Below are 13,278 nucleotides of genomic sequence, written 5' to 3' on the forward strand. Positions count from 1 at the left end.
ACTTGCCGCCGGGAAGTGGGTGAGGTGAGCGAATCACCGACGCCAGACCTGGCGGGCTTGTGGGACGAGGTCATCGCCTCGGCCGACGCCCCCACGAAGGCCTGGCTGCGGCGGACCCGCCCACTCGACATGCACGGCAGCACCCTGATGCTCGCGGTGGGGGACGAGACCACCCGCGAGCGCATCGAGACCCGGCTGCGCCCCCAGATCGAGGAGCGCCTCAGCGACATCTGCGGGCAGAGCACCCACCTGGCGGTCATGATCAACCCGGAGATGGTCCAGCAGGCTGACAGCTGGTCGACGACGGAGACGGTCCCGGCCGCCGACGAGGAGCCGCGCCGCGCCGCTCCCCGGTCACGGCCGCAGGACGTCCGGCTCAACCCCCGCTACACGTTCGAGTCCTTCGTCGCCGGCTCGTCGAACAGGTTCGCGCACGCCGCGGCGGCCGCCGTCGCCGAGACGCCGGGCAAGTCGTACAACCCGCTGATGATCTACGGGCCCTCCGGCCTGGGCAAGACGCACCTGCTGCACGCCATCGGCCACTACGTCACCAGCTACTACGAGCAGCTGCGGGTCAAGTACGTCTCCACCGAGGAGCTCACCAACGACTTCATCAACGCCATCTCGTCGAACCGCACCGCGGAGTTCCGCAGCTCGTACCGCGACGTCGACGTGCTCCTGGTGGACGACATCCAGTTCCTGGAGTCGAAGATCCAGACGCAGGAGGAGTTCTTCCACACGTTCAACACGCTGCACAACGCGCAGAAGCAGATCGTGATGACCTCCGACCGCCCGCCGAAGCTGCTGGAGGCGCTGGAGCCGCGGTTGCGGTCCCGCTTCGAGTGGGGCCTGATGACCGACATCCAGCCGCCGGACCTCGAGACCCGCATCGCCATCCTGCGGAAGAAGGTCGCGTCGCAGCGGCTGACCGCCGGCACGCAGGTGCTGGAGCTCATCGCCTCGCGGATCCCCACCAACATCCGCGAGCTGGAGGGCGCGCTGACGAGGGTCGCGGCGTTGGCCAGCCTGAACCAGCAGGAGATCACCGTCGGGCTCGCCGAGCAGGTGCTCAACGACCTCATGCCCGACGACGCGGCCCCCGTCGACGCGCAGACCATCATGGACGCTGCCGCGAGGTACTTCTCCATCTCCCTGGAGGATCTGACGGGCAGCAGCCGCGTCGCCACCATCGCGTCGGCCCGGCAGATCGCGATGTACCTGTGCCGCGAGCTCACCGACATGTCCCTGCCGAAGATCGGCCACCGCTTCGGTGGCCGCGACCACTCGACGGTGCTGCACGCGGTGCGCAAGATCAACGAGAAGATCGGCCAGGACCGCGACCTGTTCAACCAGGTGACCGAGCTCACGAACCAGATCAAGCAGTCCTAGGGCGTCACCCGGATGGGGGACCCCTATCCCTGCGCTCCGCAGCCGGACCGTTCCCCCGTTCGTGTCCCTATGAGCTCGGCGGGCCTCTGACTCAGGACGCCGATCGCCCGGTAGTCCGGGGTGTGGTTGTCTGCGGTCACCGTCGGCGTGACAATAGACCCCTGCGGGGTAAACCCGCCGCCCGAGCAGCTAGGCCTACCTATACCGGTGGGGGTATACTCGGGTTATGGACGCGGAGGAAGACCCCATGCAGCTCGACCCGGAACAGATGACGTCGGTGGTCATGCGCCTCAAGCGCGCCCAAGGGCAGATCGGGGGGATCATCCGCATGATCGAGGAGGGGCGCAACTGCGACGACATCGTCATGCAGCTGGCCGCCGTCTCCAAGGCGGTGGATCGCGCGGGGTTCACCACGATCGCCGTCGGCCTGCGGCAGTGCATGGAGCAGCCAGATCCCGATCCGCTGGACACCGCCAAGATGGAGAAGCTGTTCCTCAGCCTCGCCTGATCTCAGACACGACGAAGGGCCCGAGCCACGACGGTGGACTCGGGCCCTTTTCGCGCGCCACGGCGTGCACGAAACGCCGCCTGGATCCGAGGCCGGACCCACATGGGGTCATGGGCGGGCATCCCGACGGCGTGTCGTGCCCCAGGGGAAGGGCCTCGGGGGAGGGGCGGGTGGGGGAGTGACGGGAGCGAGGGGAGTGGGCAGGTCCGCCCTGAGGCGGGGCGGGTCAGTGGACCGCGACCCCCGGCCGACCCTGATCAAGGCACCGCGACCCCCGGCCCACCCTGACCAGGGCACCGCGACCCCGGGGCGGGTCAGGAAACCGCGATACCCGCGCCGGCCTTCCACGTGGTGTAGCCGCCGTCGAGGTTGAGCAGCTTCCGGCCCGAGCTCTTCAGTGCCGAGAGCGCGGCATGGCTGCGGATGCCCACCCCGCAGTGCAGGATCAGGGGCACGTCGCCGCCCGGGACCTGGTCCAGCCGGTTGCGCAGCTCGTCGACCGGGATGTTGATCGCGCCCGGAATGGCGCCGGCCCTGAACTCGCCGGGCGTCCGCACGTCGACGACGACGGCGCCGGCGTTCTGCGCCTCCGCCACCTCGTGCCACTGGATGCTGTCCTCCCAGCCGCTGAGCCGGTTCTCGGCGATGAAGCCGAGCATGTTGACGGCGTCCTTCGCTGAGCCGAACTGCGGCGCGTAGGCCAGCTCGAGCTCGGCGAGGTCCTCCGCCCTCAGCCCGCCGGCCATCGCGGTGGCGATGACGTCGATGCGCTTGTCCACGCCGTCCCTACCGACGCCCTGGGCGCCGAGGATCTCTCCGGTTGCCGGCTCCACGAGCAGCTTGAGCGCCATCGACGAGGCGCCGGGGTAGTAGGTGGCGTGCGAGGAGGGATGGGTGTGGATGGCGAGGTACTCGCGGCCGGCGGCGCGCAGCCGCTTCTCGTTCCATCCCGTGGCCGCGACCTGGAGGCCGAGCAGCCCCACGATGGCCGTCCCGCGCACCGGGCGGGCCGGGCGGCCGCGGCCGGCGATGTCGTCGCCCACCCGTCGGCCCTGGAGGTTGGCCGTGTTGGCCAGCGGGACCAGGACGGACTCGTCGCTCAGGGCGTCGACCTTCTCGACGGCGTCGCCCACGGCGTAGATGGAGGGGTCGTTGGTGAGCTGACGCTCGTCGACGAGCAGCCCGCCGCGCGGGCCGACCCGCAGGCCTGCAGCCTTCGCTAACTCGGTGTCCGGCCGCACGCCGATGGCCGCGACCACCACGTCGGCCGGGAGCACCGTGCCGTCGGCCAGGGTCACGTCCTTCTCGCCGATGGAGACTACGCCGGAGCCGAGCCTGAGATCGATGCCCGCCGCGCGCATGACCTCGTGCACCGGGGCGACCATCTCAGGGTCAAGGGGGGCCATCACCTGGGGCAGGGCCTCGACGACGGCCACCTGCATCCCACGGTGCAGCAGGTTCTCGGCGACCTCGAGCCCGACGAATCCGCCACCCACGACGACGGCCGTGTGGGCGCCGGCGACGGCGGAGACCATCCGGTCGGTGTCCTCGACGTTGCGCAGGGGCAGCGCGCGCTCGATACCGGGGATGGGCGGCATCAGGGGCTTGGCGCCGGGGGAGAGGACGAGCTTGTCGTAGGCGAGGATCTCCTCGCGGCCGCCGGCGACGTGCCGGACGACGACCTCCTTGGCCTGGCGGTTGATCTGCACGGCCTCCACGCCCACCCGGACGTCGAGGCGGAACCTGTCGTGGAGCGCCTGCGGCGTCTGCAGGAGGAGGGCCGAACGGTCCTCGATCACCCCTCCCACGTGATAGGGCAGCCCGCAGTTGGCGAACGACACGTAGCCGCTCTTCTCCACCACGATGATCTCCGCGGACTCATCCAGACGACGCAACCGCGCCGCCGCGCTCATCCCACCAGCAACTCCACCGACCACAACAACTCTCATGTTGAAAACCCTATACCCCAGGGGGTATGGTTGGCGAACCGGGGTGACCCGAGACATCAACCAAGGAGATCATCATGTGCAGTCCCGTCAAGTGCCGCCAGTGCGGCAAGACCACCTGGGCCGGATGCGGCAACCACGTGGATGCCGTCAAGCGCTCCGTGCCGGCCGGCCAGTGGTGCGGCGGTCACCAATCCACCCAGAGCCAGGACAACGGATTCTTCAGCCGGATCATGGGCCGCTGACGCTGCGGACAACCATGTGAGACAGGCCGGGGCCGGGGTGTGGATAACTTCCCACCCCGGCCTTCTCCACAAATACTCCACGTGTAGTTTTCGATCCGTCCACAGCTGGTCCACACCTGGGAATCGGCGTTGACAAGCACGGACGCGGGTTATCCACCAGATCCACAGCCCCTATGAGTACAGCTGTTAAGTAATTACAAGAATCCCCTCAAAGTCAGGGCTGTGGTCAACGCCGGGAACCGTCGAAAATCGCCCCTGAGGCATCTGGTAGGCGCTGCTACCTTTGGGGCGTGAGCATCGCAGCGCGGGCCAGGGGCCTGACCAAGATCTACGGGTCCGGATCTGCCGTGGTGACGGCGCTCGACGACGTGGACTTCGACATCGTCGACGGCGAGTTCACCGCCATCATGGGCCCTTCCGGCTCCGGCAAGTCCACGCTCATGCACCTGATGGCCGCGCTCGACACACCGACCTCCGGCGAGGTGTACCTGGGAGACACCGCGGTCTCCACCCTCGCCGACACCCCGCTCACCGAACTCCGCCGCGACCGGATCGGCTTCATCTTCCAAGCCTTCAACCTCGTGCCCACGCTCACGGCCCGGGAGAACATCGTGCTGCCGCTGCGCATCGCCGGGAAGAAGGTCGACGAGGAGTGGTTCGACCGCATCGTCGACGTCCTCGCCCTGGGGGATCGGCTCACGCACAAGCCATCCGAGCTGTCCGGCGGCCAGCAGCAACGCGTGGCCTGCGCACGAGCGCTGATGAACCGCCCGCACATCGTGTTCGGCGATGAGCCCACCGGCAACCTGGACTCCACGTCGGCCACGGAGGTGCTCAACTTCCTGCGCCGCAGCGTCGACGAGTTCGGCCAGACGGTGGTCATGGTCACCCACGACGCGCACGCCGCCAGCTACGCGGACCGCGCCGTGTTCCTCTCCGACGGGCACATCGTGCATGAGATGCGCGGAGCCACCCAAGAGGACCTGTTGGGCGCCATGTCGCACATCTACCCGCGGCACACCCCCACCCACGGAGCCCCGGAACCGGTGGCGGATGAGCCCGCCGAGGTCGACGGTGTCGGCGCCGACGGGGCGGCCGTCTACCGCGACGGCGGCGCGGCCCCCACCTTCCAGAGCCCGGACGTGGCCGGCGACGTGGAGTCCACCCTCGAACGGTCCATCGCGCGCCGCGCCTCCCTGGACTCCTAGATGCTGCACGCCACCTGGAAGTCGCTCTGGGCGCGTAAGGTCCGCCTCCTGCTCAGCGCGCTGTCGATCGTGCTGGGCGTGGCGTTCGTGTCAGGCTCGCTCCTGTTCACCAACCTGTTGTCGTCCAGCTTCGACCAGCTGGTCAAGGGCGCCTTGGCGGACGTCAACGTCTCGCCCGAGGCCACCGGCATCGAGGGGTTCGACCCCACCGCGGGGCTGGCCCAGATCCTGCTCACCCCCGAGGAGATCGAGGCCATCGGCGCCGTCGACGGCGTCCGCGAGGCCGCCGGCCTCGTGTCCAGCAGCCAGGTGTTCCCCCTCGACAAGGACGACCGCCTGATCATGTTCCCCGGTGCACCGGGGATCGCGATGAACTGGATCGACGTCCCGGCGGCCGGCGGCCAGGTGGGCGCCCGGCTCGTCGAGGGTCGGGTGCCCGAGGCGTCGGACGAGGTGATGCTGGACCCGGCCACCGCGACCCGCGGCGGGTTCGTCGTCGGCGACAGCCTCAACGTCGCCACCCCTGTGGACGGCATCAGGACTTACACCATCGTCGGTCTCGGCACCTACGGGGCCGGCGCCACGGCGGGCGCGAGCTACCTGTTCTTCACGCTGGAGGAGGCCCAGGCGATCATCCAGGACGGCCGGCCCGGGTTCTACGCGGCGTGGGTGCAGACCGAGCCGGACGCGGACCCCGCCGTCGTGGCTGAGGCGGTCCAGGAGGTCCTGCCGGACGGTTTCGTCGCGGAGACCGGGGACGCCCTCTCGGACACCATCCAGGAGCAGCTCAACGTCGGGCTGGGCTTCGTCAACACGTTCCTGCTGGTGTTCGCCGGCATCGCCCTGCTGGTGGCCACGCTGCTGATCCTCAACACGTTCTCCATCCTGGTCGCGCAGCGCTCGCGCGAGCTCGCCCTGCTGCGGGCCATCGGCGCCACCCGCGCCCAGGTGCGCTCGTCGGTGCTGACGGAGGCGTTCGTGGTGGGCGTCATCGGCGCCACCGTCGGCCTCTTCGTCGGGTACGGGCTCGCCTGGGGGATCCTCGCGGTGATGCGGGTCTTCGGCATCGACCTGGGCACCGCGGTGCCCACCTTCACCTGGCAGTCGGTGGTGGCGTCGTACACCATCGGCATCCTGATCACCGTGGTCGCGGCGCTGCTGCCCGCCCGGAAGGCGTCGCGGACCCGACCCGTCGAGGCCATGGCCGCCTCCCAGCAGTCCGGCCCCGAGCGTCTCGGAGGGCTCCCGCTGCTGGGCGTGGGCATGATCGAGATCGGGATCGCCGCCCTCATCTGCGCCCTCTGGCTCGACGTGCCGCAGCCCCTCGTATGGGCGGGCGCGGGCGCCGTCCTGCTCCTCGTGGGCATGGTGTTCGCCGCCGTCGTGGTGGGCGGACCCCTGATCTGGCTCTTCGGCCACGCCTACCGCGCGCTGTTCGGGGAGGTGGGCAGGCTGGCCCGCCTCAACTCGGTGCGCCAGCCCCGCCGCACCGCCGCGACGGCCGCCACCCTGATGATCGGGCTGGCCCTGGTGGCCACCGTCGCCATCCTCGCCGCCAGCACCACCACCTCGATCCGGGACCGGCTGACCGCCGATCAGCGGGGAGACTTCACCATCAGCCCCGTGGCCTACCAGCCGTTCGACGCCGGCGTCGTCGATTCCGCGCGGGAGGTCGACGGGGTCGAGGCGGTCTACGAGTTCTTCCGCGGGGCGGCCGTCATCGACGGTGAGCCCGTCCAGCTGACGGGCGCCAGCGAGGAGGGCCTCGAGCGTGCCAGCAGCCTGGAGATCGTCGCCGGGTCGCTGAGCGGCGACGGCGGAGCTCCCCCCGTCGTGGTCTCCACGGACTTCGCCGACGAGCAGGACCTCAGCCTCGGGGAGCTCCTCGAGCTGCCCACCCCCACCGGCGGCACCGTCGAGCTGCTCGTCACCGGCTTCCACGACGGCGGCGGCGGGCCGCCCCCGCTGGGTGACCTCGTCGTTGACCTGGACACCTTCGCCCAACTCGGGGACCCCTCGCTCGTGCAGCGGGTCGTCATCTTCACCGAGCCCGGAGCGGACCTCTCCGCAGTGCGCGAGGGCCTCGAGGACGCCACCGCAGAGCTGCCCACCGTGGTGGTCGCTGACGTTGCGGAGTTCGTGGAGGCGCGGGTGGCCCAGTTCCAGCAGATCTTCTCCATCCTGTACGCGCTGCTGGCGCTCGCCGTCGTGATCTCGGTGCTCGGCATCATCAACACGCTGGGCCTGTCGGTGATGGAACGCACCCGCGAGGTGGGTCTCCTGCGCGCCGTCGGCATGACCCGGCCGCAGCTGCGCCGCATGGTCACCCTGGAGTCGGTGATGGTGGCCACCCTGGGCGCCACCCTCGGCGTGGTCCTGGGCGGCGTCTTCGGCACCGTGCTGGTTACGCTCCTGCGCGACGACGGCATCGACACGCTGGTGGTGCCGTGGCTGCAGCTCGGGGTGTTCGTCGTGGTCGCGGCCCTGTTCGGGGTGCTCGCGGCGGTGGGCCCGGCGCGTCGCGCGTCCCGGCTCAACGTGCTCGAGTCGATCGCCACTGAGTAGCGCTCCGGCCGGCATGGGGGGCCAGCCGCCCGGCTATGATGCAGGCGACGGCGTCCACGATGCCGTCATGATCGTGTGACCCTCCCAGGCCGCCAGCGGGGGCGTCGAGGGCAGGTAGGCAGCAATCGAAGGGGTGCTTTGTGAAGATTCGAGTTGAGCGGGACGCGTTGGCAGACGCCGTCGCCTGGGTGGCGCGCAGCCTCCCGACCCGCCCCACGGCGCCCATCCTCGCCGGCATGCTGCTGGAGGCGGACGCCGACGGCCTGACGCTCAGCAGCTTCGACTCGACCACCTCCGCCAAGGTCGTCATGCCGGCCACGGTCAACGACGAGGGCACGGTCCTGGTCTCCGGCCGCCTGCTCGCCGAGATCGCGCGCTCCCTCCCGAACAAGCCGGTGGACCTCGTCGCCGACCACTCGAAGGTGGAGCTGACCTGCGGCCAGGCGCGCTTCACCCTCCAGACGCTCCCCGTGGAGGAGTACCCCACGCTGCCGGACATGCCCACCCAGACGGGCGACGTCGACGCGGCCACGTTCGAGAAGGCCGTGGGCCAGGTGTTCGTGGCCGCCGGCCGCGACGAGCTGCTCAACGTCTTCACCGGCGTGAAGGTGGAGATCAACGGGGAGTCGCTGTCGCTGTTGGCCACCGACCGCTACCGCATGGCGCTCAAGGAGCTCACCTGGCACCCGTCGTCGCCGTCGGTGGAGGGCGCCGTCCTCGTGCCCGGCAAGGTGCTCGCGGACACCGCCAAGTCGATGACCTCGGGTGACAAGGTCACCATCTCCCTCTCCACCACCGAGGCCGAGGGCGAGGGCCTGGCCGGCTTCATCGGACAGAGCTCCAAGGGCTCCCGCGAGGCCACCACCCGCCTGCTCAGCCAGGCGTTCCCGAAGGTGCGCCACCTCATGGACGTGGACGCCACCGTCACTGTCCGCGTCAACACGGCAGACCTGCTGGCGGCCGTGAAGCGCGTGTCGCTGGTGGCCGAGCGCAACACGCCGCTGCGGATGCGCATCAACGAGGACCACATCGCGCTGGAGGCCGCCACGGGTGACCAGGCGCAGGCGTCGGAGGCCATCGAGGCCGAGGTCAGCGTGGTGGGGGACGAGCAGTCCATCACGGACGCCGGCTTCAACCCCCACTACCTGCTGGACGCTCTGACCGCCCTGGACGCGCCCTACGCGCAGTTCTCGTTCACGCTGCCCGGGAAGCCCTGCCTGATCATGGGCCTGCCCACGGCCGACGGTGACCCGCTCACCGACTACCGGCACGTGATCATGCTCATGCGCCTGCCCGGCTGACCCATCCCCCGCCATCCCGCCACTGAAGGAGCCCACATGCGCATCGGTCTGATCGGTCTCGGCAAGATGGGCGGCAACATGCGCGAGCGGCTCCGCCGCGGGGGCGTGGAGGTCGTCGGCCTGGACCACAATCCTGAGATCTCCGACGCGAAGGACGAGGCGGACCTCGTCGCCCAGCTGGGCGAGGGTCCCCGCGTGGTCTGGCTCATGGTTCCCATCCAGGCCGTCGACTCGCTCATCGAGACGCTCAAGCCGCTCCTGTCGTCGGGCGACGTCATCATCGACGGCGGGAACTCCAAGTGGACCCACGACGCCCGGCACGCCGCCTACCTCGCTGACAAGGGGATCCACTTCGTCGACGTCGGCACCTCAGGTGGCGTGTGGGGCCTGGAGAACGGGTACGCGCTCATGGTGGGCGGGCCGAAGGAGGCCGTCGAGCTGGCCATGCCCGCCTTCGAGGCGCTCAAGCCGGAGGGCGAGTTCGGCTTCGTCCACGCGGGGGAGAGCGGCGCGGGGCACTTCGCGAAGATGGTGCACAACGGCATCGAGTACGGCCTCATGCAGGCCTACGCCGAGGGCTGGGAGCTGCTCGAGGCCTCGGACGTGGTCACCAACGTGCCCGAGGTGTTCGAGTCCTGGCGCGAGGGCACCGTCATCCGCTCCTGGCTGCTGGACCTCATGGTGCGCGCTCTTGACTCGGATCCCCACCTGGAGGGCATTGAGGGGTACGCGGAGGACTCGGGCGAGGGTCGCTGGACCGTCAACGCCGCCGTCGACCTCGCGGTGCCGGTGCCGACGATCGCGGCCAGCCTGTTCGCGCGGTTCGTGTCGCGGCAGGAGGACTCGCCGGCCATGAAGATGGTCGCGGCCATGCGCAACCAGTTCGGCGGCCACGCGGTGGCGCCGTCGAAGGACTGATGGTCGGTGACCTGCCGAGGTCCGCTGCGCCCGACGCCCAGGGGGCTCGCCGCGCTTGCCCGGCTCGTCGACCCCGCGACGCATCTGCTGTGACACCGCCCTTCATCCACCCACTTCTGACGCAGGACACCGGGTGTTCGTCACCGAGCTCGCACTGACCGACTTCCGCAACTACACGCAGGCGTCGCTGGCGCTGTCGTCGGGCGTGACGGTGTTCGTCGGGTCCAACGGGCAGGGCAAGACCAACCTGGTGGAGGCGGTGGAGTATCTGTCCACCATGTCCTCGCACCGGGTCGCGGCCACGGCGCCGCTGATCCGGGCCGGCGCGGAGACGGCGGTGGTGCGGGCAAAGGTGCAGGCGGGCCGTGAGGATCCGCGGGTCATCTCGCTGGAGCTGGAGATCGCGTCGGGCCGCTCGAACGTGGCGCGGCTCAACCGGGCGCCGCTGGCCCGGCCGCGGGAGTTGATCGGCGCGTTGCGCACCGTCGTGTTCTCGCCCATCGACCTGGCCATCGTGCGCGGGGACCCGTCGGACCGTCGGGCGTGGCTGGATTCGCTCGTCGTGACGCGCTGGCCGCGCATGGCGGGGGTCAGGCAGGACTTCGACAGGGTGCTCAAGCAGCGCAACGCCCTCCTCAAGGCGATGGCGGGCCGGTCGTTCGTGCCCAGCGGCGGCGACGAGGACGTGACGCTGGAGGTGTGGAACGACCAGCTCGCCACCCTGGGCGCGGAGCTGCTCCACGCGCGCCTCGACACGCTGGCGGACGTGGTCCCGCATGCGCAGCGCGCCTACGAGACCATCGCCCCGCTCAACAACCAGATCTCGGCGGCCTACAAGACGGTCCTCGACCTCGACGGCGTGGCGGAGGAGGCGGACGTCCGCGCCGCGCTGCGCGACCGCCTGCTGGGGGCGATGGAACGGCTGCGCAGGGACGAGGTGTCGCGGGGCGTGACGTTGGTGGGCCCGCAGCGCGACGACGTGGATCTGGGGATCGGCGCACTGCCCGCCAAGGGGTACGCGTCGCACGGCGAGTCGTGGTCGTTGGCGCTCTCCCTGCGGCTGGGCGGGTTCACCCTGGTGCGCGACGACGGCGTGGAGCCCGTGCTGGTGCTGGACGACGTGTTCGCGGAGCTTGACGTGTCGCGGCGGGAGCGTCTGGCCGCGGCGATCGCCGACGCCGAGCAGGTGCTGATCACGGCGGCCGTGGGTGCGGACGTGCCCGATTTCCCCGCGGAGCGTCGCTTCCGCGTCGACTCCGGCACCGTCACCGCCGAACCCCCCGCCTGACCGCCTCTCCAAAGACCGGGTACCACTGTCGGTGCCGGGAGCCCTCCCGCGGTTGAGCTGCGCCGAGTCCCTTTCCGCTGGTTGAGCCGCGCCCTTTCCCGCTGGTTGAGCCGCGCCGAGCCGCCTGCGGCTCCGCGCGTGTCGAAACCAACGTTGGCTTCGTGTGGACCCGACCCCGACGCCGCGTCGGTCAAGTCCCGCCGTCGGTGCAGGGAGCCCTGACACGAGGCCCGTGCGGCCCTTGTCCGCCGTCTCCTTGTCGGTCGCATGTTGGTCTTGGGCCGGGTAGTTGAGGCCGCCCGGGCCTCGCCTCACGTCTCCCTGCACTCGTCTGCCCATGGCGCGGTCATTCCGGGCGGGTGCCGGCACGGCGGCCCTGGCTCGGGTCTGCTTCAGGCGGGTTCTTCTGGGTGCCCCTCGGGCTGGGCATCCCTGCGCCCAGCCGCCCTCCCGGCCCCCACCCTCCTGCGCATCCCACGTCTGGCTCGTCGCACAGTGCCTTCCTACGCCTAGCCGCCCTCCCGACCCCCACCCTCCTGCGCATCCCACGTCTGGCTCGTCGCACAGTGCCTTCCTACGCCTAGCCAATCTCCCGTCACCCACCCTCCTGCGCATCCCACGTCCGCTTCGTCGCACAGCGCCTCCCTGGCCAGGGAATAGCGCGTCGCCCTCCGGCCCTACCGAGTTCACCCGCGATCTCGGGGCCTGTCCCGCGCGAGTAGTCTCGGCGGCATGAGCGAGGAGGCGCACGACCCCACAGGGCTGGACCTGGCCTCGGAGATCGCCCGCGCCGCCGTCGAATCGGCGGCTTACGGCGTCGTGCTCCCGGAACTGTCCGCACCGAGGACCCCCCGCCGTCGCCAACGGCCCATGGAGCAGCAACGCTCCGGCGCCGGCCCCGACGACCGCGACCCGCAGCTCGTCGGCGACGTCCTCAACTCGGTCATCCAGGCCCGGGGATGGCAGCGGCGGATCAGCCTGTCGCACGTTCTGCGACGCTGGCCAGAACTGGTGGGCGAGTCCAACGCGCAGCACTCGACGCCGGTCAACTACGCCGACGGTGTGCTCATCGTGGACTGCGACTCCACCTCCTGGGCCGCCGCCATGAAGTACGCCTCGTCCCAGATCGTCGCGCGCCTCAACCGCGCTCTGGGCGAGCAGACGGTGCTGCGTGTCGAGTTCCGCGGACCCAAGGCCCCGAGCTGGAAGAAGGGGAACCGGGCCGTGCAGGGTCGCGGTCCGCGTGACACCTACGGATAGGAGAGCGGACGGCGGGGTCCACGGACTGGCGCGGGATGGTTTCGACACGCGCTGAGCCGCAGGCGGCTTGGCGCGGCTCACCCAGCGGAAGGGATGGGCTGCGATCTGTGTGGGCCAGCAGGGGCGCTGCTCGACGAACAGACGTGAGATGCGCAGGAGGGTGGGGGCCGGGAGGGCGGCTGGGCGCAGGGATGCCCAGCCCGAGGGGCACCCGGAAGAACCCGCCTGAAGCAGGCTCGAGCCAGGGCCGCCCTGCCGGCACCCGCCCGGAGCTGGCCACGCCATAGGCAGACGAGTGACGGGAGACGTGGGACGAGGCCCGGGCGGCCTCAACTACCCAACCGTCGACAAGCACGCGGCCGACAAGGTGACGGCGGACAAGGGCCGCACGGGCCTCGTGTCAGGGCTCCCGGCACCACACAGCGAGAGCTCCGATCGCGAGAACCTCGGCCAACTCCATGGACTGGTGTCAGTTGGGTGGTTTCGGCGCGGGCTGGGCCGCTTCGCGGCTCGGCCCGGCTCAACCCAAGTCGACACGCGCTGAGCCGCAGGCGGCTCGGCGCGGCCCAACCAGGGGGAAGGGGCCCGGCCCACCCAGGGAACGGCGTCCGGCACGCGACGAATCCCCAGCGCGTCACCGAACGGCGCGC

Annotated in this window: 10 protein-coding genes; 9 read left to right on the top strand and 1 reads right to left on the bottom strand. The window is 70.4% G+C overall.

All coding sequences use genetic code 11. The annotated features are described in order from the left end of the window. The first annotated feature begins 15 nt into the window (after positions 1 to 15). Both dnaA and ACZK5D_RS11105 read left to right on the top strand, forming a co-directional pair. Positions 16 to 1,389 carry a chromosomal replication initiator protein DnaA gene (dnaA, locus tag ACZK5D_RS11100; protein ID WP_458995553.1) on the top strand — a complete coding sequence of 458 codons (1,374 nt, stop codon included), beginning with the start codon at positions 16 to 18 and terminating at the stop codon, positions 1,387 to 1,389. A gap of 226 nt (positions 1,390 to 1,615) precedes the next feature. Continuing rightward, complete coding sequence (locus ACZK5D_RS11105; protein WP_458995554.1) at positions 1,616 to 1,897, top strand: metal-sensitive transcriptional regulator; 282 nt, start codon at positions 1,616 to 1,618, stop codon at positions 1,895 to 1,897. 314 nt (positions 1,898 to 2,211) lie between these two features. Here the strand turns inward: ACZK5D_RS11105 and ACZK5D_RS11110 are convergent, their stop codons facing one another. Next, positions 2,212 to 3,846, bottom strand: coding sequence for an FAD-dependent oxidoreductase (locus ACZK5D_RS11110; protein WP_463665311.1), 1,635 nt, complete (start codon positions 3,844 to 3,846; stop codon positions 2,212 to 2,214). A gap of 74 nt (positions 3,847 to 3,920) precedes the next feature. On the opposite strand from ACZK5D_RS11110, the gene ACZK5D_RS11115 reads away from it, so the two are divergent. From ACZK5D_RS11115 to ACZK5D_RS11145, 7 genes are all read left to right on the top strand, one after another. Beyond that, positions 3,921 to 4,088: a DUF8730 family Cys-rich protein gene (locus ACZK5D_RS11115; protein ID WP_458995556.1), complete on the top strand. Its 168-nt coding sequence runs from the start codon at positions 3,921 to 3,923 to the stop codon at positions 4,086 to 4,088. A gap of 290 nt (positions 4,089 to 4,378) precedes the next feature. Beyond that, positions 4,379 to 5,296, top strand: a complete 918-nt coding sequence (locus tag ACZK5D_RS11120; protein ID WP_463665312.1) for an ABC transporter ATP-binding protein — start codon at positions 4,379 to 4,381, stop codon at positions 5,294 to 5,296. Next, entirely contained in the window at positions 5,297 to 7,861 is a 2,565-nt protein-coding gene (locus ACZK5D_RS11125) for an ABC transporter permease (RefSeq protein ID WP_463665313.1), read from the top strand. Between the two features lie 140 nt (positions 7,862 to 8,001). Next, positions 8,002 to 9,162, top strand: a complete 1,161-nt coding sequence (dnaN, locus tag ACZK5D_RS11130; protein ID WP_458995559.1) for a DNA polymerase III subunit beta — start codon at positions 8,002 to 8,004, stop codon at positions 9,160 to 9,162. A 36-nt stretch (positions 9,163 to 9,198) separates the two neighbouring features. Continuing rightward, a complete protein-coding gene (gene gnd, locus ACZK5D_RS11135; RefSeq protein WP_463665314.1) occupies positions 9,199 to 10,080 on the top strand; it encodes a phosphogluconate dehydrogenase (NAD(+)-dependent, decarboxylating) in 882 nt (293 codons plus the stop codon). Positions 10,081 to 10,213: 133 nt separating this feature from the next. Beyond that, positions 10,214 to 11,368 (top strand): DNA replication/repair protein RecF, encoded by a 1,155-nt coding sequence (gene recF / locus ACZK5D_RS11140; RefSeq protein ID WP_463665315.1) that lies wholly within the window; start codon positions 10,214 to 10,216, stop codon positions 11,366 to 11,368. Positions 11,369 to 12,100: 732 nt separating this feature from the next. Then, entirely contained in the window at positions 12,101 to 12,628 is a 528-nt protein-coding gene (locus ACZK5D_RS11145; RefSeq protein WP_463665316.1) for a DciA family protein, read from the top strand. The last annotated feature ends 650 nt before the right edge of the window (positions 12,629 to 13,278 follow it).

Source organism: Tessaracoccus yangjingae (assembly GCF_055326235.1).